Origin of the sequence: Virgibacillus siamensis, assembly GCF_900162695.1 — a bacterium.
Lineage (GTDB): Bacteria > Bacillota > Bacilli > Bacillales > Amphibacillaceae > Lentibacillus > Lentibacillus siamensis_A.
Window position 1 is genome coordinate 1,613,623 of sequence record NZ_FUIH01000007.1, and the last position, 21,302, is coordinate 1,634,924.

Below are 21,302 nucleotides of genomic sequence, written 5' to 3' on the forward strand. Positions count from 1 at the left end.
GTCCCTTTTCCTTATAAAATTAACATGGCATCTCCGAAACTGAAAAAACGGTATCGTTCCTGTACTGCTTCGTTATATGCCTTTAGAATACTGTCTCTGTCAGCCAGTGCGCTGACCATCATAATCAATGTTGACTTTGGCAAATGAAAATTGGTAATCAACCCATCAATTGCCTGAAATTCATATGGTGGATATATGAAAATATCTGTCCATCCACTGGATTCAACAAATTTCCCATTGTTATCACGGGTTATTGTCTCAAGCGTCCTTGTCGAAGTTGTACCAACTGAGATAATCCTGCCATTGTTCTCCTTAACCTTTGTCAACGTGTCTGCTGTTTCGTGTGTCATATGGTAAAACTCAGCGTGCATGGTGTGTTCATCAATGTTGTCAACACTGACCGGCCGAAATGTCCCTAGTCCGACATGGAGGGTGATAAACGTTATAATGACCCCCATTTCTTTCAGCTCATCCAACAATTCATTCGTAAAGTGTAAACCGGCTGTTGGAGCCGCTGCAGATCCTTCTTCTTTAGCGTATACGGTCTGATACCTTTCTTTTTCCGGCAGTTGTTTCTTAATATAAGGCGGCAGCGGCATCTCCCCAAGTTCGTCAAGTACTTCGTAAAAAATACCTTCATATTCGAAGTCGAGAAGACGCCCGCCATGTTCTTTAATCCCTGTACATGTTGCACGTATTTTTCCATCGCCAAATAGGATGGTCGTTCCTTCTTTCACCTTTCTGGCGGGTTTCGCAAGTACTTCCCATGTGTCATTTTCCTGCTGATGGAGAAGTAATATTTCTATTTTTGCGCCAGTGTCCTGCTTTACCCCGTATAATCTTGCTGGTAAAACACGTGTGTCATTCAACACAAGACAATCCCCGGCTTTAAAATAGTTACGGATATCCTTGAAGTGCTGATGTTCAATGCTGTTGTCATCACGGTTCAAAACCAGAAGGCGTGATGCAGCACGATCTTTTAATGGTGTTTGTGCAATCAGTTCTTCAGGCAAATCAAAATCAAAATCTTCTATGTTCATGATGTTCCCCTTACTTTCTATCGAATTTTTCCCCATATGAAAAAGATCAGCGACAGGATAATACTGACCACAATTGAAGTCATAATCGGAAAATGAAACGAAAAATTACCTTTTTTAAAGCTGATATCCCCCGGTAACCTGCCAACAAACGTCCACAGAATACCGATCAATAGAAATACAATACCAAGGATAATAAATAATTTTCCTGCCTGCATTATGCATCGTTCCTTTGAATTCCAAGGTGTTCATACACCTTGTGTGTTACCTTTCTCCCTCTTGGTGTCCGCTGTAAAAAGCCGATTTGCAGAAGATACGGCTCATATACATCCTCAATCGTTTGCGATTCTTCTCCTATAGTCGCCGCAATGGTATCTAAACCAACCGGACCGCCCTGAAAACCTTCAATAATGCTTTTAAGTAATTTATGGTCAATATGATCCAACCCTGCTTTATCCACCTGCAACATCTCCAGTGCGCGGTTCGTCGTTTCGAAACTGATTTCCGATTCACCCTTCACCTGGGAGATGTCACGGATTCTCTTTAACAGTCGATTTGCAATTCTTGGCGTCCCTCTTGATCTACGGGCAATTTCAGCAGCAGCATCTTTCGATATCGTCGTATTGAATATATCAGCAGTACGTTCCACAATAGCACATAAATCAATTGTTTCGTAAAATTCAAGACGGCTCAGCACACCAAAACGATCCCGCAATGGAGCCGATAATAAACCTGCACGTGTTGTAGCACCAACCAGTGTAAATGGAGGCAGGTCGATACGAACAGAACGAGCACTCGGGCCAGTTCCGATTACAATATCAAGAAAGAAATCTTCCATTGCCGGGTATAATATTTCCTCTACAGATCTTGGGAGTCTGTGTACCTCATCAATAAACAGTACATCTCCCGGTTCAAGCGAGGAAAGAATCGCTGCTAAATCGCCCGCGCGTTCAATAGCCGGACCGGAAGTTGATCGGAATTGAACACCCATCTCATTGGCAATAATTGCAGCGAGGGTTGTTTTTCCAAGTCCCGGTGGTCCATACAGCAGTACATGATCGAGGGGCTCTTCCCGCATACGGGCAGCCTGGATAAAAATACTTAAATTTTCCTTAACCTTTTGCTGTCCAATGTATTGATTCAGATTGACCGGACGGAGACTTAGTTCAACAGTTGAATCCTCGCTTTGCAGTTCGCCTGTTACCATTCGCTCATCCATCATGATCCCCTCTTTGTTAATTTTTCATTAAAAGTGCCAACCCTTTTCGGATTAGTTCATCTGTATTAGCACTCTTTTCTTTCTGCAATTTAGGCAGTACCGCATTTACTTCCTTGTCAGTGTACCCTAACGTTTTTAATGCATCACGAGCCTCCATGATGCCTTGAGAAACTGATTCTCCCGGGGTCTCCTCTGAAACAGGCTGTACAGGTGCAGTTATGAAGGAGTCCAGTTTCCCCTTTAAATCAAGAATGATTTGCCGGGCTGTTTTTTTACCTATTCCCGGAAAGCCGGTCAGGAATTTGTCATCTTCCCGTTCAATTGCTCCAGCGAACCCGCTGACATCAACACTTCCCAAAATCGCCAATGCACCTTTTGGGCCAATGCCGGAAACAGAGATTAGTTTAGTAAACAGAAATTTTTCGTCTTCATTTTTAAATCCGTAAAGCATCTGACTATCTTCACGGACATAATGATATGTACAAATTGTTATTTCATTATTCATTTCATGTTGAAAAACAAATGGATTAGGACATACGATTTCATATCCAACCCCTTGAACATCCAAAATTACAGACGCATCTTGGACAGCCGATAATATGCCTCGAATATATGCTATCATTACATACCTTCCCCTTTACATTCCTTTCCCTATCTTAACATAACTATCCCTGTCAATCATGGAAAACGAAAACTTCCATCTTCTATCGGGCGATAAAAAATGGAAGTCTTGATCAGATTTATTCTGCATCCTCCAAATTATGATAAATATCCTGGACATCTTCACTATCTTCCAGCATATCGATCAGGTTAAGCATCTTTTTCAAATCATCTTCGGCAGGATTACTTAACGTTTGTGGAAAGAAGGTAATTTCGGATTCCTCCAATTCATACCCGCTTTCCCGTAAATCATCACACACATTTGTGAAATTTTCGGGCGCTGTATAAATTTCATATGCATCATCCTGTGTGACGATGTCATCCGCTCCGGCCTCAATAGCTTCCAGACTTATCTCATCTTCATCGATGGAACCATCTTCATTTGTGACAACAATATACCCTTTTCGATCAAACATAAAGGAAACACTGCCATTTTCACCCAAGTTGCCGTCATTCTTTTTAAATGCATGACGTACTTCTGCTGCAGTCCTATTTTTATTATCCGTTAATACCTGGACAATTACAGCAACCCCGCCAGGACCGTATCCCTCATAGGTGATCTCCTCAAAGCTCGCTCCATCAAGTGTCCCGGTCGCTTTTTTAACAGCACGATCAATATTATCATTCGGCATATTATCCCCTTTTGCCTTATCAATCGCTGTCCGGAGTGATGGATTGGTATCAGGATCTCCGCCACCCTGTTTTGCAGCCGTGTATATATCTTTTGCATGGCGCATGAAGATTTTGCCTTTTTTCGCATCCTGAGCATTTTTTCTTCTCTGTATATTCTTCCATTTAGAATGACCAGCCATAGGACATTCTCCTCTCTAATAATTTCCTTTTTTACTATACCAAAAAAAGGCTAATCAATAAAGGTCTGTCAATCGCGTTCCCGGTTGAAGAATTCGTCCAAAAACTCTTCCATATCCCCATTCAGCTGATCTGGTTCCGCATCTTCATCCCGCATTTTATCCCAGTAGATTCTGTCCGTATAAACGACTACTTTTCGTCCAGGCACCATTTGTTCCACTTCAGCTTTAATTTTTTTCTTCATGCCTTTTTGAGCATATTCATTTACCAAAACACCTACCACGATTTTATCATCGGTTGCTGCGACCTGGGCTTGCTTAACATCTTTCCGTTGTTTTAAATGTTTCGATATTGACATGGTCCATTCATTCGTATAAAGGTCTGTCTTGGCATCTTCATCCCCAACATTTAACCGGTCCCGGTCACTTTGAGGATAACCACCCTTTTCCGCAATATTTTCAGGGTGATCATCAATCCGATCATTGTGTTCTTTGTCTGTTTCATAATGGATTGGGTCAGAATTTAATTGATCATGAGAATCTGTCGCTGAATCCCTGTTTTCAGAACACGCGACAAGAAAAACCCCACATAACAACAAACAAAATATTTTAGCGAAACGCATTAAAAAAACCTCCCTTATGTTCAGTTTGCATAAGAGAAGTTTTTTCATACGTTATTTAACGCTGATTCATTTATTTCTGAAACGGAATTGTTTTGCGCCATGGCGTTTGTGTTCGGTACGTTTATGCATGCGTTCAATGATTTCCTTATCCTGTTCAGGAATTGTTTCCCCTTCCAAATAGGCATCAATTCTATCATATGATGTGCCCATTTCATCTTCATCTGTCTGACCATCCCACAAATCAGCGCTGGGCTTTTTGTTGACCACATCAGCAGGCACCCCAAGATACGCTGCCATTTCCCGAATTTCCTGCTTCGTAAATTCAACAATTGGCAGTATATCAACCCCGCCGTCACCGTATTTGGTAAAATATCCGGTATACCATTCCGATGCATTATCTGTTCCAACTACAAGATAATTATAATTGGTTGCCAGTGTATAAAGTGTGCTCATCCGTAATCTTGCTCTTAAGTTTGCATCAGCCAGTTGAGCATTTTTTTCCTGAAATTCGTTTTTAGCTTTCAGCTGCTCTTTAACCGTCGAATATAAAACATTGTGCGTTTCTTCAAGATCAATGGTCATATGGCTTATACCACAACTTTCCACCACCTTTTGGCTGTGGTCAAGACTTTCCCGGCTGCTCTTCAACGGCATAATTACACCAAGTGAATGATCCGGGGCAGCACACTTGATCAGATGAGCCACGACAGCTGAATCCAACCCGCCGCTAACGCCGACAAGTAATCCTTTTACACCAGTCTCATGAATTTGTTCCTGCAGCCATTTTACAATTGCTTCTACGTTTTGTTTCATTTTCTATTCTCCTTGTCTACACCGATATTCGTTCCATACCTATATCCATCTTACCATCGACGTCACGGATTTAAAAACACAAAAAAGGAGACGATTCATATACACTACGTCTCCTTAGCTATTCCTCTAGTCTTCCGGTTCATTCGAATCCTCTCGGAAGTTATATGCCGGTTCCGTTCCAAAATCCGGTGGTTCCGGAGCTGGCGTATGATCCAAATCTGCTGCAATGTCTTCCGCAAAATTCCCGGAATTTGCATGCTGATTTATATTCGTATCAAAACGACCGTCTGAAGAAGTAAATGGAACACCATAAAACCCTGGCTGCGTCATGTATGGATTATCTTTCGGTCTGACAGGCATCTCCCTTTCCATTGGAGGCTCAAAAGGTTCCATTTGCCTAAAATGAGGCGGTTTTGGTCCTCCACAGCCACAATCGCCTTTTTTAGGTCCATGCTGCATTCCATGATGCATAGGAGGTGGCGGCGGTGGTGCGCAGCAAGGCTTGTGACAATGACAACAGACTGGAATCATTTGCATTGGCATTGGTTGCGGAGGCATTTGCATCTTGTGATTCATGTGCGGTTTAGTCGGCTGGGGAGATTGCTGCATTTGTGGAAAATTGATCATGGTATAATTGATAAGATCCTGGTCCATCACTGGCATCTGCGGCATTGGCTGCATCGGCATCTCAGGCATTTTCATCTCTTCAGGTTTCTTTTCCATTTTCTTCTCTGGCTTCTTTTCCTCCTTTTCCATAACAGGCTTTGGTTCCGGCGATGTATCTTTATACGGGTGTTCTGCTTTAGGCATTTTCATTTCTTTTGGAGCCGTACTTTCGTTTTTCACCGTTTTCGATGTTCCGGGGATTTTAATTTTCATACCAGGCATAATCATATCAGGACTTGACAATTGCGGGTTCATCTCTTTTACCTGCTCGAAATCAACACCATACTGCTGTGAAATTTCCCACAATGTATCTCCCTTTTGAACGATGTGAATCTTCAAATTTAACCATACTCCTTTCATAATCTATTAACAAATGGGCTAAACACTCATTATCAACATATGCATTGTTTTATAAATGTTGAACTTAAATTTAATCCATATACAAAAGCCGTTTGTCCCAAAAGAAACAAACGGCTTTCTGCTTACAGCTTAATCTCATACACTGGATATGTACCGAGAATTTGTACCTTGCAGCCTAACGCTTCCAGTTCAGCTTTGACGCCCGGAAAAAGTACATCATCAAAAGGCTGATTAACATCCACAATGAAAAAATAATTACCAAGACCGGTTTTCATCGGCCGTGATTCAATTTTGGACAAATTCATCTTGCGCCATGCGAATGCTGCAAGTACCTGGTACAGTGCCCCTGCATAATCGCTTGGGAGTGTTATCAGCAAGCTGGTTTTTTCGGTATTCACTTGATGATTCAACTGAACAAGACTTTCATCTTTGGCAATTACTGCAAATCGGGTATGGTTGTTGGGATAGTCGTGAATATCTTCCTTCCAAATCTGAAGATCATATTCCTCAGCGGCAAGTTTATTTCCGATTGCTGCAATATTCCCATCGCCGGATCCAACCAATTCAGCTGCTCTTCCGGTTGACGTTGTAAAATTTATGTCAGCATCAGGTAAATATTTATGAATAAACTGATGACATTGTGCAATGGCGTGACTATGTGAATGAATTTCTTTAATATCACCCATATCACCAGTAAATGCTTTATTTACAAGTAAATGCTGCTGTATTGGTACAACAATTTCTGCAATTACTGGCAACCGTACCTGATGGACCAGATAATCCACCGTTAATTGAACTGTACCCTCGATTGCATTCTCAAGCGGTACAACGCCAATATCGATCTGATCATTACCGACTGCATCAATACATTCCGGAATGGTATCAAAACTGTGTTTATCTCCACCGTTAAATACTGAATCAACTGCTAATTTTGTAAACGTCCCTTTTGGACCTAAGTATCCTATGCTTCCCACTATGTTCCCCTCTTTACCATGTGTTGTATTACTCAATAAACTCGAATTCAAAATCCATCAACCTGATAATATCTCCATCTTTTGCTCCACGTTTACGAAGTGCATCATCCACTCCCATGCCACGAATCTGTCTGGAGAATCGCTGTACACCTTCATCCCTTGAAAAATCAGTCATTTTAAACAACTTTTCAATTTTTGGACCGGACAATACAAAAGCACCATCTGAATCCCGTGATATGACAAAGGGTACTTCCTCTTTTTTAAAGCGGTAAACTACTTCTTCCTCCGCATTATCCGGTTCAGATGCTTGTTTAGGGATTTTATCCAAGGTATCTGCTAATTCAAATAATATATCATTTAATCCCTGCTTTGTCAGAGCCGAAATGGCAAAAACGGGGTATTTCCCTGACACCTTAGCTTGAAATTCTTTTAAATTCTCTTCCGCACCGGGCATTTCCATTTTATTGGCTGCAATTATTTGCGGGCGTTCCACCAGCTTTGAGTCATATGCTTTTAATTCTTCATTGATATTCAAAAAGTCATCATAAGGATCTCTGCCCTCTGTTGCCGCCATATCAACCACGTGAAGAATCACCCTTGTCCGTTCCACATGCCGCAAAAACTGATACCCAAGGCCAACGCCTTCGTGTGCACCTTCTATTAGTCCGGGGAGATCAGCAATCACGAAACTTCGCTGATCACCGGTTTCAACAACACCAAGATTAGGTGCCAATGTAGTGAAATGATAATCAGCAATTTTAGGTTTTGCTGCACTAATAACGGAAAGCAGTGTTGATTTTCCGACACTTGGAAATCCTACCAGCCCAACATCCGCAATTAATTTCAGTTCAACCTTTATATGACGTTCAATTCCCGGTTCCCCATTTTCGGCAAAGGCCGGTGCCGGATTTTTTGGACTGGCAAATCTTGAATTCCCTCTGCCTCCTCGTCCACCTTGGGCTATAACCGCTTCCTGATTATGCAAGGTCAAATCGGCAATAACTTCACCGGTATTCTCATCGTGCACGGTTGTCCCCGGCGGCACTGAAACAATCAGCGGTTCCGCATTTTTACCATGCTGGTTCTTGCTCATCCCATTTTCACCGCGTTTTGCTTTATAATGTTTTTTATAACGAAAGTCCATTAATGTATTTAAGCCTTCGTCCACTTTAAAAATGACATTCCCGCCATTTCCTCCGTCTCCGCCGGCAGGACCGCCCTTAGGCACGTATTTTTCACGACGATAACCAACTAAGCCATTACCGCCATCCCCTGCTTTAACAAAAACACTAACCTGATCGACAAACATGGTTGTTCACCTCACTTGCATGGAACCTCAAAGTTACATTCGATACCATTTTCACAATGGCTCACTTGTACAGGCATATCCATGCTTTCCTTACCATTTAATTTAAATTCTGTAGCAAAAGTTCCTTCAATAAAAATATCAACGTTCATTCCTGAATGATCCGGCTTGTCACCCAACTGCAGGTGTATCGTATAAAGATTCATTTTATCAGTTATTTCCGATACGTGCATCATAATCTGTTCACATTGCCTGACAAGTAGATTATCAGCCTTTTGTAAATCCCGCTGATTCGTATGTATTGTGTAGGAAAGTCTCACGTTCTCATAATACGTATTAAACTGCAAAATATAAAGAGCAAACGCTGGTGCATTTAAATTAACAAGCTTCCGTTCTTCATCAAGAAATTCCATCAGTGCGTTCATTTTATTCTTTGCTTTTTCCGGTTTTTGCATGCTCAAATAACCTTGTACGACCTGCAAATGATTCAATAAATCATGCCGGTAGTGCCGTAAAAGATTAATCACATCTTCTTCGTTCATTATTCATCCCCCAATAGTAAGATGAGTATAGCAGAAAATATAGTAAAATAAAAACTCCAGCCACCCGGGCTGGAGTTTTTTTAAGCTAAAACTATGCTTCTTTGGCAACCGGATAAACACTGACCTTTTTACGATCGCGTCCGTACCGTTCATATTTTACAACACCGTCAATTTTGGAGAACAACGTGTCATCTCCACCGCGGCCAACGTTTGTACCTGGATAAATTTTTGTACCGCGCTGACGGAACAAAATAGATCCACCTGTAACAAACTGGCCGTCTCCGCGTTTGGCACCAAGACGTTTTGACTCAGAGTCACGGCCGTTCTTTGTACTACCGGCACCTTTTTTCTGTGAGAAAAACTGCAAATCAAGACGTAGCATTGACTGCACCTCCTTATTTATGTTCAATCTCTATAAACTGACGATACTCCTGTACAATCGTTTCCAGCGAAATGATCATGCCCTCAAATAAGAGTTGGATTTGTTCCATCTTATCCTGCGCTACCGCTTCAGGTATCGTTACCCGAAGATAGCCGCCTTCTGATCCCTGATCAATTGCCAGTTTCGTATCCGTCAATTCCATAACTGCATTGACTGCACCAAATGATACCGCCGAAACACCGGCACACACCAGATCGTAGCCGTATGGACCACTATCCGCATGTCCCGATAATTCAAAACCTGTTATTTGATTGTTTTTCCGATATACAGTTACATTAATCATACGAAAAACCTTTACGCATTAATTTTATCAATTACTAATTTCGTATATGGCTGACGATGACCTTGTTTGCGATGATAATTCTTTCTGCGCTTATACTTGAAAACAGTAACCTTTTTCTGACGGCCATGTTTTTCAACTTTAGCTGTAACAGTTGCGCCGCTTACGTATGGAGCGCCAACTTTCACATCATCTCCACCAACAAAAAGCACTTTGTCGAATGTAACAGCGTCATTTTCATTTGCTGCAACTTTTTCAATGTAAATTTCCTGACCTTCTTCAACCTTTACCTGCTTACCGCCTGTTTCAATAATTGCGTACATACCTGCACCTCCTTAATTAACTAAGACTCGCCATCACAGGTATTCAAATTTTGAATTTCAAAACCTGATCTGCGCGGTTGTAGCACTGGTGCTACGATGAATAACGTATTGATATTATCATGATTGTTCAGTACTTGTCAAGATGTGTCACGTAATCCATTATGATGGACCACTGCCTACTTCTCCGATTGTCTTTTGGACATCCCGTTCATGGAAATAACTGTGCAGACAATCCATCTCATCAATTGACCTTCTTTGTGTTCCCGGATATTTAATATAAATAGGATGTTTCTTTTCACGATGAAATTTGCTGAAGACATGCATTAAAACACTTTCATGTGATACCTCAATCGGCAATAGTCCCTTTACATATGTCTGACCATAATATCTCCTGAGCAAAAAACGAATAAATACATAATAGCGCTGCTTCCAGTCTGTTCTATTCTCCATCAGCAGAAAAAGAAACAACATAAAAGAACTGAGTGTAAATGACATGAAAAATAACTGAACGATCAACCCAATTATACATGCTGCCATGGAGAATAGAATAACCTGGTCATACGCTTTCCTGTACGGGAGTTTATATGACAGAAGGAGAAATAAAAGCTTTCCCCCATCGAGCGGCCAAACCGGAAGTAAATTAAATACAAGAATAACCGTATTATAAAAAAGAGCCAAGTCAATAAGTGACAATGGAATGAATTCACCCTGTGCAAGCAATAGGAGAACCAAATAAATCAGCACATGTTGCAAAGGACCTGCAATTGTTACAAGTATTTCCTCATACAACGGTCTTGTACCATGCTCATCCGTATCCATTACCCCGCCGAAAATCCAGATCATAATCCTTCTAATCCGCCACCTGAAATAAACAGCCATTACATAGTGCCCCAGTTCATGCACCATTACAATAGCTAATATAATAAATAGCGATACAAATGTCCCGGTTAAAAAAGAAATGACAAGAAAAACCATCAAAATCGGATGCAGTCGTATTTCCGGCAAGGCATTACGAAGCATCGTCAACTTTAATCACCTGAACCGGGTCAATAAATGTATGATTCTTTTCGATTGCAAAATAAACTGTCTTTTTCTCGGTTGTCGGTTTGAACGTTCCCAGCTTTTGTTTGGCATTCACGGGCTCGTACAAATGAATATTTATGTTGCTTAAATAGCCATAAGTTGTTTTACTGTTGTCAGCATGCTGGATAATTACCGTTTTACCGGTATCGGGAAGATTGCCGGCGAAGATGACTACACCGTCACGCAAAGCGGTCACACTTGTCTGTTCTCCCGGTCTGATCATGATGCCTGTCCCATTTTCCTGAAAAGATTCTGAAACGCTTCCGGCAACAGGCATTGCGAGCGGTATTGCATCCTGTGTGGACGGCTCCTGATTAGGGGATATTGCCATTGGCTTCCCAAATGTATCCTGATACCACTTATTGACGCTGGCAAATGGAAACTCCTCCGTTAGAACACTGCCTGTCCATTTTTTAGGTTTCGTCAACCATTCCCCATCAGCCTGGAATAATAATGCGACCGCAATAAACAACGTTACAGACAGTAGTGCTTTCACAACAAGGGAGGAAATCCGTTTATCCTTTCTGCCGGAGGTGCCATTGAATGCACTGCTGTCGTGAAACATGGGAACATACCCATGCTTTTCTTCCTCCTGTGGGAATTCGGGAAAAACCTGTTTGGAAGTGCTGCCATGCTGACTTAAACCCCGCATCCGTTTCCGCTCATTGATTGACTTTCTTACTTGTTTAATTCCTTTGCTCATATCCCTCACAACCCTCACCAAGCTTTTGTAAATTGTATGAGACTTGATAAAAAGATATGAATAAAAGCATTTAACACCGTAACCGTCAAAAAAAAACATGCAACAAGTTTATGCCAAACTTGCTGCATGCCTGTAAGCAATTTATGAACGTATTCCAAAAAACTCTTTCACTTTTTTAAATACACCTTTTTCCTCTTCCAAAGACTGAAGCGGAACAGTTTCCCCCAAAATCCTTCGTGCAATATTCCGATATGCTAACGAAGGCTTTGAGTTAGGCTGGAATGCAATTGGTTCGCCGCTATTTGATGCCTTAATCACTTGATCATCGTCAATGACAATACCAATCAGATCAATTGCCAAAATTTGAATAATATCATCAATTGACAGCATATCCCCGCTTTTCATCATGTGGTTTCGGATTCGGTTGATTACCAGTTTAGGAGATTCAATTTCTTCATTCTCAAGTAATCCTATAATGCGATCCGCATCGCGCACACTTGACTTTTCAGGAGTCGTTACGACGATAGCTTTATCAGCGCCGGCGATTGCATTTTGAAAACCTTGCTCAATTCCCGCAGGACAGTCAATGACAATGTAATCATATTCCTGTTTAAGCTCTTCAATAATATGCAGCATTCCATCTTTTGTTACCGCGGATTTATCACTCGTCTGTGCCGCCGGAAGCAATGATAGATATTCAAATCGTTTATCCTTAATTAACGCCTGTTTCAGCCTGCACCGCTCTTCAATAACATCAACAATATCATAGATTATCCGGTTTTCCAGTCCCATCACAACATCCAGATTCCGCAGTCCGATATCTGTATCAATCAGGCAAACTTTTTTCTCCATCAATGCCAGTGCTGTACCTATATTTGCTGTCGTCGTTGTTTTACCAACTCCACCCTTGCCGGAAGTAACTACAATTGCTTCACCCATTTTGAATTCTCCTTTCAAACCCGCTTAGGTCTTTTCGTTTATGTGAAAGAGCCTGTAGACGATCAATAACAATTTTATCCTGTTCCCCATCAATAAGGCCGCATTCCATATAAACGCCGTCAGCTTCATAGTCAGGCGCACGGCTAATATAATCTGCAATGCGCAGTTGTCCCGGTTTCATGTAGGAAGCGGCTATAACGGCATCTGTATCACCATTTGAGCCTGCGTGCGCAATCCCAAGCAGACTCCCCATAACAAAAACATTGCCTGTTGTCACCACTGTTCCACCGGGGTTAACATCACCAATCAATAATAAATCTCCTGTAACCTCCAAAACCTGTCCCGACCTGACGATACGGTGTATTGTTTTTACGTCACTTTCTTCTTTCCAGCTAATTGCATCCTGCTTTCGAATTACATCCGAATCGAACGTCTGGACCGTAAAATAGTTGTTATTGCTGATAAATTCGTCCAGTTGTGATTTTTGCTGTTCATTCAGATAACGATTCCCGAGTTTTACAGTAACTGCTACTTCGGGCTCATCACTGTTCGGCTTATAAACCGACAGTTTTTCTTGCAGCTCATCCAGCACTTCATCAAATGAACATGCATCATTAATAAATAATGTGAGCCCCTCTTTCGTTCCTTTTATGGTAATCAATTGTTTGTTGTCCGGCATTTCCATTTCACCTCGTTAAGACCTGGTCAATTTGAATGTTATAAGTACACAGATTTACTTCGCAGGTTGCTATCGTCCCGCCAATCAACAAGCCACCGTTTCATAAAAGGATACAAGAGCAGCATAAACAATAAATTCGCCAACACTGTTGGAAGCATCCGGTGTAACCAGTAAGTACCCCACTCCATTTCAGATAACCCCACCACAGAGAAAATCAGATTTATGGAGGCTTCGGCCAACACAAGTCCTGTTAACCCCAGAACAATGGTGCCGAATATATTTGCATGCAGTACTTTTGTCAGACCGTGAATAATATAGATAACCAATGCGTACGTGAACATATAAACTCCCAAAACACCTGTATACACAACGTCAATAAGCAAACCAAATACCAAGCCATATAATATTGACATATATGTATCTTCCCGATCATAAAAGATAGCCATCATAACCAGGAATGCCAGCACCCAGTGAGGGACAATAACCAAGTTCCCTTTTACAAGTGTGGCCGGAAGAAGTTCCAATGCTACCCCTTCCAGTATCAGAAACAGGAATAAAATAAGTGGTATAATAAGCCGCTTCATTATTTTTCTTCCTCCTTATCTTTTTTGGAGGATTCCTGTTCTTTTAGAACACGGTCAACCACAATAACATTATTGATTTCGTACATATCTGCTGCAGGTTCCACCAATGCAGTTCGTGTTAATCCGTATTTATCCGGTTTCACTTCTTTAACCGTTCCAATCAGGAGACCGGCGGGGAATACACCGCCCATTCCAGAGGAAACAACAAGTTCCCCTTCTTTTAAATTCTTATCGGACTCCTCGATTATTTTAAACAATAAATTACCGGACTCTTTATCATATCCCTCGATAAGTCCAAAAATATCGTTACCTTTTTTCCGTGATATCGTCGCTGATATCCGGTTAAATTGATCAAATCCGGTCAAAAGCTGTACAGTAGATGTAAATTGCGATGCGGATTGGATTTTTCCAATCATTCCTTCAGCCGTAATTACAGCCATGTTTTCCCTTACACCATCCTGTTTTCCCTTGTTAATGGTAACATGCTCAATCCAGCGTTCAGGTGAACGGGATAGAACAGTTGCCTGAATCGGATTAAACTCACGGATTGATCCCGTTTCTGTTTTATCAAGCATTTTACGCAGTTCTTCATTTTCTTCTTTTAGTTCCTGCACTTCATAGATCAGCGTTTTATATTGTGCCAGTTTTTCACGCAATATCTGATTTTCTGTAAATGTATCTTTCAGATCATCAATATTGGTAAAAACATTCGTTACAAAAGTCACCGGAGTATGTATTACAGTTTGTGCCCATCCAACAGTATCTTTTACAAACTGTTCCGGAGTTGTCAGATTCTTCCTGTCTTGTAAGGAATATCCGATTAATGCAACAAGTACAATAATCCCGATCAGCAGGATAAATAGTCGTTTTTTTTGGAAAAATGGCATACGAACACCTTCCTACTCAGTTGAACGGGATGATACATTCGGATGGGAGCGGAAGTGCTGAATGTATTCCAAAGATTTGCCGGTTCCAATAGCTACACTGTCCAGCGGATTATCAGTAACAAACACCGGCATTTCTGTCTCTTCACTGATGACTTTGTCCAAATTCCGCAATAAAGCACCACCGCCTGATAATACAATACCCCGTTCGACGACATCTGCTGAAAGTTCAGGTGGTGTCTTCTCGAGGGTGGACTTGACTGCATTTACAATGGAATCCACCGTATCCCGTAATGACACTGCGATTTCCTTTGCGGTAATAGTGATGGTTTTCGGAAGGCCCGTAAGCAGATCGCGGCCTCTAATATCCATCTCAATATCCTCTTTAACCTCGCCGGCGGCTCCAAGATCCATTTTAATAGACTCTGCTGACCTTTCCCCAATCATTAAGTTATAATGTTTACGAATATAGTAGGTAATTGCTTCATCCATATTATCACCAGCCTTACGAATTGACTGGCTTGTCACAATACCGCCAAGCGAAATGATGGCAACCTCCGTCGTTCCTCCGCCAATATCAACAATCATGCTTCCGGTCGGTTCCCAAACAGGCAATCCTGCACCAATTGCCGCTGCAAAGGGTTCAGCAATCGGATATGCATCCTTTGCCCCTGCCTGTTTGGTGGCATCTATAACAGCGCGTTCCTCAACCATTGTTATGCCTGATGGAACACATATCATAACATTCGGTTTTTTGGCGAAAAATGAACGGTTCTTCATCGCTTTTTTTATATAATACTTCATCAAAACCGCTGTCGTATCATAGTCAGCTATGACACCATCTTTCATAGGACGCACAACTGAAATATTCCCCGGTGTCCGTCCGATCATATTCCGTGCATCACTGCCCACTGCTTCAACATCACCAGTTTGCAGATTTTTGGCAACTACTGTTGGTTCACGTACAACAACACCTTTGTTTTTCACAAAAACAAGTGTATTGGCCGTTCCCAAATCTATCCCCAAGTCCTGTGATAAACTGAATCTTCCCAAAAAGAATCTTCCTTTCCAAACAACGAATTCGTCTCTATATTTATGTAATAATACTATATCTATTTATCCTTTATGTTTCAATCAGGCATCAAAATATAACATTTTTTCCCTGTAATGTAAATTTATAAAAGATACAATATCAATCATAATAAGCGCCAATTTCATGGAAAATCGGAAACTGGCGCCAACATGTTCATCACTCTATACAATTATACGAAAAAATAAATAAAATAGATAGTGTTATAAGTATCCTTTTTCTTTTAGTGATACAAATTTACGGTCACCTATTACTAAATGGTCCAATAATTCGATTCCAATCATTTTTCCGGATTCAACCAAACGCCGGGTAACATGAATATCTTCCTGTGAAGGGCTTGGATCGCCTGAGGGGTGATTGTGTGCGCAAATAATGGAAGCTGCGGATCGCTTTACTGCCTCTCTGTAGACCTCGCGAGGATGGACAATGGAAGCATTCAAACTTCCGATGAATATTGTCTGCCGGTGGATAATTTGATTTTTAGTATTTAGAAACAATACAACAAAATGCTCCTGGTTCAGGTGCCGCATTTCCTCCATTACATAATCCGCACCATCTTCAGGCGAACGAATAACATACCTTTCACTCGGTTTATACTGGCTCATTCTCCGTCCCAGTTCCAACGAAGACAAAAGCAGAACTCCCTTGGCCGTTCCTATCCCTTTTATGGAAGTCAATTCCTCAATCGTAGCATCCTTTAATAAATTCAATCCTTCAAAATGCATCAGCAGCCGATTGGACAGTGTCATCACTGATTCTTCTCTTGTTCCACTGCCAAGCAGGATGGCAAGCAGTTCCTGGTTGGACAGGTGACCTGCTCCCAGCTTGAGCATTCGTTCCCGGGGACGGTCCTCCTTTGGTACATCCTTAATCATAATGGTTGATGAAGCCATAATTTATCCTCCTTGAATAAAGTTAGCTTCATCTTACCCACTTTACAGTTGCTGGACAAATCCCCATAATTCCATTTTTACATCGCCTGCACGTCAAAAAACAAGAAAATCACTAGAAGGAAAGATATTTTTCACCCTTCTCTTGCCGTGTAAAATCAAAAAAGTAAATTATTTCGCGGATAAATCAGATAAGTCTTTCCACAATTGCAGCATTGCAATGTTTTTGTTCCAATAATTATCTGAAACAGCGCTCAGCTCCTTATCGAGCTGATCAGCAAACACTCCTACTTCTGTTGTTGTTTCCAAATCCGCCTCGACCAACTGGTTCCAATCCTCCATTGATATGGACTCCCCTGAACTGAGTGAACCAACAGCCTGCTGCCATTGTTTCTGAAACTGCTGCATCCACTTTTCCGCATCACCATTCATCTTTAATTGAAATGACTCCGTCGACCACGCTTTTACGTATACGTCAAGATCCGCTTTGGAAAATTGGTTTGCAAGCTTTTTCGCCTCAGCCTCTGAGCTGGCTACACCCGCAAACACATAAAATTGGTTATCCTTTTGCCAAAGCATTGCAGAAAACCCGGCGTTTTTGAATGAATCAGCCATTTCCGAGGCGTTTTGCTCACCGCTGAAAACTCCTGCTTGTAGAACAAACGCCTGGATTGGTGCAACTGTACCGCTTATACCGGGTGTATTTTCATTGTCTTCTTTATCAGTATTTTCGCCATCAATGGATGACGTGGCAATGCCATTATTTTGTTGTGCCAAACTATCATCAATATCGACAAACATATTCAGCATGAAAACTCCCATGACAGTTCCAATCAGCAATGCGCTCAATATAGCAATCAGTAATGGCTTAAATACATTAAATTTGCCTGTCGGCCGAAAACTATCCCCATCTTTTGTATCGTGCCGGCGAACAAGGGCAGGTATTTGTTCTTCATCATCTGTATCCTCAAAAGCCGCAGCAGCATATTTTTGATGAAGCTGAGAATCTGATTGCTTTTTCAAGGAATCATCATTTCGATTCATTCGTGTCTTTTTTCCATTCATCCATACGATTATTGGTTTATCTTTGCCCAATCAATTCCCCTCCATATGCCAATTTGTTTCACTCTAGCACAGAAGGTATAAAAAGTAAGACGATAATTGTCACCCTATCGAAAAAACTTTTCAACAGAATCTGATTTCATTGGACAATCATCCATTTCGCTGTTCTTCCTGTTCTCTCCGAAAATGGATGTATTTTCGAACTTCATCAATAAAATTCAATGAACCTGTAACATACCAGCATAAAGAGGATGAGCTGTTTTCCGGGATTAATTGAATTGCTTCTTTCCAATCCCTTATCACTTTTATATTTTTATTTGAATCGGGGGCAGCTGCCATCAATTCATCACAGGATGCTGCCCTTGGATGATCAAAGCTCGTTAATGTAACAGTGGAAAAACGGTCACAGAGAAGCCGTAGCATTTTCTCAAGATCTTTATCCCGAAATGCAGCAAAAATCAAATGTTTCGTCTCGGTTTGATCATTCCCAAGTGTTTTGATAAAGGCATTTACGCCAGCCGGATTATGGGCACCGTCTAGAATAAGTGAAGGGCCGATGCGTTCAAACCTTCCCGGGATAACGGTTTGATACAGGGCATCAAGACATCTGTTCCAATCAAGTACATAGCCGCGTTTCCGAAGAAGCCTCAATACCATGATGGCAAGGGAAGCGTTTTTAACCTGGTGGATACCATGCATATTCAGAGTAACCCTTAGCAGCAGACCCCTATCGCCCAACGTCCATTCAAACGACTGGCTGATTTCAGACTGTATTGGCAAGCTATATTGAAACTCGTGCGATAAGTGGTAAACTGGTGCATCTCTCTCTGCCGCTTCTTCACGGATCACATTTAGTGCTCCGGTTTCCATTTCTCCCACTATAACCGGTTTATCCTTCTTAATAATACCTGCCTTGTGATACGCAATAGAGGTTTTTGTGTTACCTAAAAAAGCAATATGGTCCTTTTCCACATTCGTGATGACAGACAATAATGGTGAAAAGCAATTTGTTGTATCTTCTCTTCCTCCCATACCCGCCTCAATCAGTGCTATTTCTACATTGTCAGCAAAATACAGGAATGCTGCAGCGGTTATAATCTCGAACTCTGTCGGGTGATTCGCATCATGATCTAGTTCGCTGATACACGGCAGCATTCTGTTCAAAATGGCAATCCACTCAGATTGCTGAAGCATCTTATCATTTTTCAAAATATGTCCTGTTATCCCTTCCAGACTTGGAGACGTAAACACTCCTACAGAATATCCATTTGCAATTAAAGCATTTCTAAGATAGTAAACTGTAGATCCTTTACCATTTGTTCCTGCCACATGGACGGCATTAATTTTATCTTGCGGATTTCCAAGCATTTGAAGCAATTTGTGTATCCGATCGAGACCAGGTTTCATTCCGTACAATTTTCTTGAATTAAAAAAGTCCTCTACTTGTGCAAAGTTGCTAAACATAAAAAGTACACCGCTTTTCTTTTATTATCATAAACACTAGAATAAGTATATCAATTAAAAAAATCAAATTGTACGTAAGAAAGGAACTTTTAAAATGAACCCAAAAGGATGGATTATATATAACGGACACTTACCGGGTAATAAATTTTTGGATTTTGCCGAATGGATACAAGCGGCAACTGAGCGTCAAAACGTTCAAACAAAAATCGTCAAAAATAATGAACTGCTGTCATATTTAACGGAGACTTCACTGGACCTGCTTCGAAATAACGGTATGGGCTTACCCGATTTCGCTGTTTTCACAGATAAAGACATCTATTTGGCACGTCAGCTTGAATTTCTGGGAGTCCAGGTATTCAACAGTGCTCGGACAATTGAAATTAGTGATGATAAAATCGCATCTTATCAGGCTTTGGCTTTTCACGGTCTGCCTATACCAAGAACAGTTGCCGCACCAAAAATGTTTGCTTCATCTCCATCATTCAATCCGGATGATTATCAAGCGGCCATTGATAAATTCGGCTTTCCAATGATTATTAAAGAAGCATTTGGATCATTTGGAGAACAGGTCTATCTTGTTCAAAATAAAGACGAAATGTATATCAAACTAAAGGAGTTGCAAGGAAAACCTTTTGTATTGCAAGAATTTGTCTCAACCAGCTATGGCAGGGATATTCGTCTCCATGTTACTGGTGAAAAAGTAGTTGCATCCATGATGCGACATGCGCCAAATGATTTTCGGGCAAATGTGACAGCTGGGGGTGCCATGCAGCCGTATGGGCCATCAGAATATGAAATGAACTTGGCGATTGCCGCAACAAAGGCTATCGGTGCTGAATTTGCAGGGGTTGATTTATTGTTGGGACCAAATGAAAAACGGCTCGTATGTGAAATTAATTCAAATGCCCATATACGAAATATTTATAATTGTACCGGTATAAATGTTGCTGAATCGATCATTGGCCATATTATGAAAATCATGCAAAACGGAGGATACCATGAATAAACACGGGTGGCTGATTTATCAAAAACAGGATGCGGAACAGAATAATTCGTTCATAAAATGGTTTATCGATGAAGCTGAAAAACAAAACCTGAAATTATCCTTGATCTTGCGCGAGGAAATGACTGCAGGCATTATCGATAACAAACGAACCGTATTGATTAATCATAAACAGGTATCTTTACCAGATTTCGCAATCGTTCGCACAATTGACCAAATGCTGAGCCATTTCCTCGAAGCTTTAGAAATACGTGTTTTTAATAGGGCAGCAATCTCTGAAATGTGCAATAACAAAGCACGCACTCATTTTCATTTGAACGAACTGTCCATACCAATGGTTGATACCATCTTTCTCGGGAATGAAATAAAGCGGATTGATCCCCCCATACCATATCCTGTTGTTTTAAAAGAGGCGGCTGGACGCGGCGGACAACAGGTATATATGATCCATAACCGGCAGGAATGGGAGTCCCGCCTTATGACTGCTGCTTCCGGCGATCTGGTTATCCAGTCAATCGATTCTATACAACTTGGAAAGGATGTCCGGGTGTTTATTGTCGGGAAAGAAATTGTTGGAGCAGTATTACGGAATAGCACAACAGATTTTCGCTCCAACTATAAATTGGGCGGTACTGCATCATGGTACCCGTTAAATCACACCGAACGAAAAATGATTCAATCCATCATCAACCATTTTGATTTTGGCATGGTCGGAATCGATTTTCTGCTCGACAATGATGGAAGATTACTTTTAAATGAAATAGAAGATGTCGTCGGTTCACGTACCCTCAGCGCAGTCAGTAATATTAACATTCTGGAAAAGTATGTGTCACATATCAAAAGCGGAAATCCATCTTAAAATGAATT

At 41.2% G+C, this 21,302-nt stretch carries 26 protein-coding genes and 1 other annotated feature; of the genes, 2 read left to right on the forward strand and 24 right to left on the reverse strand.

The window, feature by feature from the left end; translation table 11 throughout:
- Positions 1–11: 11 nt before the first annotated feature.
- The 24 genes from queA to B1K71_RS12055 all read right to left on the reverse strand — a co-directional run bounded on the left by queA (position 12) and on the right by B1K71_RS12055 (position 19,432).
- Positions 12–1,040 carry a tRNA preQ1(34) S-adenosylmethionine ribosyltransferase-isomerase QueA gene (gene queA, locus B1K71_RS11940; protein ID WP_077327191.1) on the reverse strand — a complete coding sequence of 343 codons (1,029 nt, stop codon included), beginning with the start codon at positions 1,038–1,040 and terminating at the stop codon, positions 12–14.
- Between the two features lie 17 nt (positions 1,041–1,057).
- Positions 1,058–1,255 carry a DUF2905 domain-containing protein gene (locus B1K71_RS11945; protein ID WP_077327193.1) on the reverse strand — a complete coding sequence of 66 codons (198 nt, stop codon included), beginning with the start codon at positions 1,253–1,255 and terminating at the stop codon, positions 1,058–1,060.
- On the reverse strand, positions 1,255–2,256 hold the full coding sequence (gene ruvB, locus B1K71_RS11950; protein ID WP_077327195.1) for a Holliday junction branch migration DNA helicase RuvB: 1,002 nt from the start codon (positions 2,254–2,256) through the stop codon (positions 1,255–1,257). Before ruvB ends, B1K71_RS11945 begins: the two co-directional genes overlap by 1 nt.
- A gap of 16 nt (positions 2,257–2,272) precedes the next feature.
- The gene (ruvA, locus tag B1K71_RS11955; RefSeq protein WP_077327197.1) at positions 2,273–2,878 is read right to left on the reverse strand and encodes a Holliday junction branch migration protein RuvA; all 606 of its coding nucleotides are present in this window, start codon (positions 2,876–2,878) and stop codon (positions 2,273–2,275) included.
- A 118-nt stretch (positions 2,879–2,996) separates the two neighbouring features.
- Positions 2,997–3,728, reverse strand: a complete 732-nt coding sequence (locus tag B1K71_RS11960) for a YebC/PmpR family DNA-binding transcriptional regulator (RefSeq protein ID WP_077327199.1) — start codon at positions 3,726–3,728, stop codon at positions 2,997–2,999.
- 68 nt (positions 3,729–3,796) lie between these two features.
- On the reverse strand, positions 3,797–4,348 hold the full coding sequence (locus B1K71_RS11965; RefSeq protein ID WP_175631901.1) for a YhcN/YlaJ family sporulation lipoprotein: 552 nt from the start codon (positions 4,346–4,348) through the stop codon (positions 3,797–3,799).
- Between the two features lie 66 nt (positions 4,349–4,414).
- Complete coding sequence (gene nadE / locus B1K71_RS11970) at positions 4,415–5,161, reverse strand: NAD(+) synthase (RefSeq protein ID WP_077327203.1); 747 nt, start codon at positions 5,159–5,161, stop codon at positions 4,415–4,417.
- A 126-nt stretch (positions 5,162–5,287) separates the two neighbouring features.
- Positions 5,288–6,166 carry a SafA/ExsA family spore coat assembly protein gene (safA, locus tag B1K71_RS11975; protein WP_139343327.1) on the reverse strand — a complete coding sequence of 293 codons (879 nt, stop codon included), beginning with the start codon at positions 6,164–6,166 and terminating at the stop codon, positions 5,288–5,290.
- A 143-nt stretch (positions 6,167–6,309) separates the two neighbouring features.
- Positions 6,310–7,161, reverse strand: a complete 852-nt coding sequence (gene pheA / locus B1K71_RS11980; RefSeq protein ID WP_077327207.1) for a prephenate dehydratase — start codon at positions 7,159–7,161, stop codon at positions 6,310–6,312.
- Between the two features lie 28 nt (positions 7,162–7,189).
- Positions 7,190–8,470, reverse strand: a complete 1,281-nt coding sequence (obgE, locus tag B1K71_RS11985) for a GTPase ObgE (RefSeq protein WP_077327209.1) — start codon at positions 8,468–8,470, stop codon at positions 7,190–7,192.
- An 11-nt stretch (positions 8,471–8,481) separates the two neighbouring features.
- On the reverse strand, positions 8,482–9,009 hold the full coding sequence (locus tag B1K71_RS11990; RefSeq protein WP_077327211.1) for a Spo0B domain-containing protein: 528 nt from the start codon (positions 9,007–9,009) through the stop codon (positions 8,482–8,484).
- 91 nt (positions 9,010–9,100) lie between these two features.
- Complete coding sequence (rpmA, locus tag B1K71_RS11995; RefSeq protein ID WP_077327213.1) at positions 9,101–9,391, reverse strand: 50S ribosomal protein L27; 291 nt, start codon at positions 9,389–9,391, stop codon at positions 9,101–9,103.
- Positions 9,392–9,404: 13 nt separating this feature from the next.
- Entirely contained in the window at positions 9,405–9,734 is a 330-nt protein-coding gene (locus B1K71_RS12000; RefSeq protein WP_077327215.1) for a ribosomal-processing cysteine protease Prp, read from the reverse strand.
- 11 nt (positions 9,735–9,745) lie between these two features.
- Positions 9,746–10,054 (reverse strand): 50S ribosomal protein L21, encoded by a 309-nt coding sequence (gene rplU / locus B1K71_RS12005; RefSeq protein WP_077327217.1) that lies wholly within the window; start codon positions 10,052–10,054, stop codon positions 9,746–9,748.
- A 13-nt stretch (positions 10,055–10,067) separates the two neighbouring features.
- Positions 10,068–10,143 (reverse strand) — a sequence feature (ribosomal protein L21 leader region).
- Positions 10,144–10,213: 70 nt separating this feature from the next.
- Complete coding sequence (locus tag B1K71_RS12010) at positions 10,214–11,074, reverse strand: site-2 protease family protein (protein WP_077327219.1); 861 nt, start codon at positions 11,072–11,074, stop codon at positions 10,214–10,216.
- The gene (locus B1K71_RS12015; protein WP_077327220.1) at positions 11,064–11,840 is read right to left on the reverse strand and encodes a M23 family metallopeptidase; all 777 of its coding nucleotides are present in this window, start codon (positions 11,838–11,840) and stop codon (positions 11,064–11,066) included. Before B1K71_RS12015 ends, B1K71_RS12010 begins: the two co-directional genes overlap by 11 nt.
- 141 nt (positions 11,841–11,981) lie before the next feature.
- Complete coding sequence (minD, locus tag B1K71_RS12020; RefSeq protein ID WP_077327222.1) at positions 11,982–12,779, reverse strand: septum site-determining protein MinD; 798 nt, start codon at positions 12,777–12,779, stop codon at positions 11,982–11,984.
- A complete protein-coding gene (gene minC, locus B1K71_RS12025; RefSeq protein WP_077327224.1) occupies positions 12,772–13,458 on the reverse strand; it encodes a septum site-determining protein MinC in 687 nt (228 codons plus the stop codon). Before minC ends, minD begins: the two co-directional genes overlap by 8 nt.
- A gap of 38 nt (positions 13,459–13,496) precedes the next feature.
- Entirely contained in the window at positions 13,497–14,042 is a 546-nt protein-coding gene (gene mreD, locus B1K71_RS12030) for a rod shape-determining protein MreD (RefSeq protein WP_175631902.1), read from the reverse strand.
- The gene (gene mreC / locus B1K71_RS12035; protein ID WP_077327227.1) at positions 14,042–14,929 is read right to left on the reverse strand and encodes a rod shape-determining protein MreC; all 888 of its coding nucleotides are present in this window, start codon (positions 14,927–14,929) and stop codon (positions 14,042–14,044) included. The genes mreD and mreC overlap by 1 nt, the downstream gene beginning before the upstream one ends.
- Before the next feature lie 12 nt (positions 14,930–14,941).
- Positions 14,942–15,979: a rod shape-determining protein gene (locus B1K71_RS12040; protein ID WP_077327229.1), complete on the reverse strand. Its 1,038-nt coding sequence runs from the start codon at positions 15,977–15,979 to the stop codon at positions 14,942–14,944.
- A 240-nt stretch (positions 15,980–16,219) separates the two neighbouring features.
- Entirely contained in the window at positions 16,220–16,909 is a 690-nt protein-coding gene (radC, locus tag B1K71_RS12045; protein ID WP_077327230.1) for a RadC family protein, read from the reverse strand.
- A 168-nt stretch (positions 16,910–17,077) separates the two neighbouring features.
- Positions 17,078–18,001 carry an SPOR domain-containing protein gene (locus tag B1K71_RS12050; protein ID WP_077327232.1) on the reverse strand — a complete coding sequence of 308 codons (924 nt, stop codon included), beginning with the start codon at positions 17,999–18,001 and terminating at the stop codon, positions 17,078–17,080.
- A 117-nt stretch (positions 18,002–18,118) separates the two neighbouring features.
- Positions 18,119–19,432 carry a bifunctional folylpolyglutamate synthase/dihydrofolate synthase gene (locus tag B1K71_RS12055; protein ID WP_077327234.1) on the reverse strand — a complete coding sequence of 438 codons (1,314 nt, stop codon included), beginning with the start codon at positions 19,430–19,432 and terminating at the stop codon, positions 18,119–18,121.
- A 94-nt stretch (positions 19,433–19,526) separates the two neighbouring features.
- Here B1K71_RS12055 and B1K71_RS12060 point away from each other — a divergent pair, with 94 nt between their 5' ends.
- Together B1K71_RS12060 and B1K71_RS12065 are read left to right on the forward strand one after the other, a co-directional pair.
- The gene (locus B1K71_RS12060; protein WP_077327236.1) at positions 19,527–20,438 is read left to right on the forward strand and encodes an ATP-grasp domain-containing protein; all 912 of its coding nucleotides are present in this window, start codon (positions 19,527–19,529) and stop codon (positions 20,436–20,438) included.
- Positions 20,431–21,294 carry an ATP-grasp domain-containing protein gene (locus B1K71_RS12065; RefSeq protein WP_077327238.1) on the forward strand — a complete coding sequence of 288 codons (864 nt, stop codon included), beginning with the start codon at positions 20,431–20,433 and terminating at the stop codon, positions 21,292–21,294. Before B1K71_RS12060 ends, B1K71_RS12065 begins: the two co-directional genes overlap by 8 nt.
- The last annotated feature ends 8 nt before the right edge of the window (positions 21,295–21,302 follow it).

Excerpts from the sequence above, each read along its gene's own strand:
- B1K71_RS12000 (WP_077327215.1), bottom strand. The coding sequence starts at position 9,734 with ATGATTAATGTAACTGTATATCGGAAAAACAATCAAATAACAGGTTTT.
- queA (WP_077327191.1), bottom strand. The coding sequence starts at position 1,040 with ATGAACATAGAAGATTTTGATTTTGATTTGCCTGAAGAACTGATTGCA.
- B1K71_RS11990 (WP_077327211.1), bottom strand. The coding sequence starts at position 9,009 with ATGAACGAAGAAGATGTGATTAATCTTTTACGGCACTACCGGCATGAT.
- minD (WP_077327222.1), bottom strand. The coding sequence starts at position 12,779 with ATGGGTGAAGCAATTGTAGTTACTTCCGGCAAGGGTGGAGTTGGTAAA.
- B1K71_RS12060 (WP_077327236.1), top strand. The coding sequence starts at position 19,527 with ATGAACCCAAAAGGATGGATTATATATAACGGACACTTACCGGGTAAT.
- nadE (WP_077327203.1), bottom strand. The coding sequence starts at position 5,161 with ATGAAACAAAACGTAGAAGCAATTGTAAAATGGCTGCAGGAACAAATT.
- radC (WP_077327230.1), bottom strand. The coding sequence starts at position 16,909 with ATGGCTTCATCAACCATTATGATTAAGGATGTACCAAAGGAGGACCGT.
- mreC (WP_077327227.1), bottom strand. The coding sequence starts at position 14,929 with ATGCCATTTTTCCAAAAAAAACGACTATTTATCCTGCTGATCGGGATT.
- ruvB (WP_077327195.1), bottom strand. The coding sequence starts at position 2,256 with ATGGATGAGCGAATGGTAACAGGCGAACTGCAAAGCGAGGATTCAACT.
- B1K71_RS11945 (WP_077327193.1), bottom strand. The coding sequence starts at position 1,255 with ATGCAGGCAGGAAAATTATTTATTATCCTTGGTATTGTATTTCTATTG.
- mreD (WP_175631902.1), bottom strand. The coding sequence starts at position 14,042 with ATGAAGCGGCTTATTATACCACTTATTTTATTCCTGTTTCTGATACTG.
- rpmA (WP_077327213.1), bottom strand. The coding sequence starts at position 9,391 with ATGCTACGTCTTGATTTGCAGTTTTTCTCACAGAAAAAAGGTGCCGGT.
- B1K71_RS12010 (WP_077327219.1), bottom strand. The coding sequence starts at position 11,074 with ATGCTTCGTAATGCCTTGCCGGAAATACGACTGCATCCGATTTTGATG.
- B1K71_RS11960 (WP_077327199.1), bottom strand. The coding sequence starts at position 3,728 with ATGGCTGGTCATTCTAAATGGAAGAATATACAGAGAAGAAAAAATGCT.
- ruvA (WP_077327197.1), bottom strand. The coding sequence starts at position 2,878 with ATGATAGCATATATTCGAGGCATATTATCGGCTGTCCAAGATGCGTCT.
- rplU (WP_077327217.1), bottom strand. The coding sequence starts at position 10,054 with ATGTACGCAATTATTGAAACAGGCGGTAAGCAGGTAAAGGTTGAAGAA.
- minC (WP_077327224.1), bottom strand. The coding sequence starts at position 13,458 with ATGCCGGACAACAAACAATTGATTACCATAAAAGGAACGAAAGAGGGG.
- B1K71_RS11965 (WP_175631901.1), bottom strand. The coding sequence starts at position 4,348 with ATGCGTTTCGCTAAAATATTTTGTTTGTTGTTATGTGGGGTTTTTCTT.
- B1K71_RS12065 (WP_077327238.1), top strand. The coding sequence starts at position 20,431 with ATGAATAAACACGGGTGGCTGATTTATCAAAAACAGGATGCGGAACAG.
- B1K71_RS12015 (WP_077327220.1), bottom strand. The coding sequence starts at position 11,840 with ATGAGCAAAGGAATTAAACAAGTAAGAAAGTCAATCAATGAGCGGAAA.
- obgE (WP_077327209.1), bottom strand. The coding sequence starts at position 8,470 with ATGTTTGTCGATCAGGTTAGTGTTTTTGTTAAAGCAGGGGATGGCGGT.
- B1K71_RS12055 (WP_077327234.1), bottom strand. The coding sequence starts at position 19,432 with ATGTTTAGCAACTTTGCACAAGTAGAGGACTTTTTTAATTCAAGAAAA.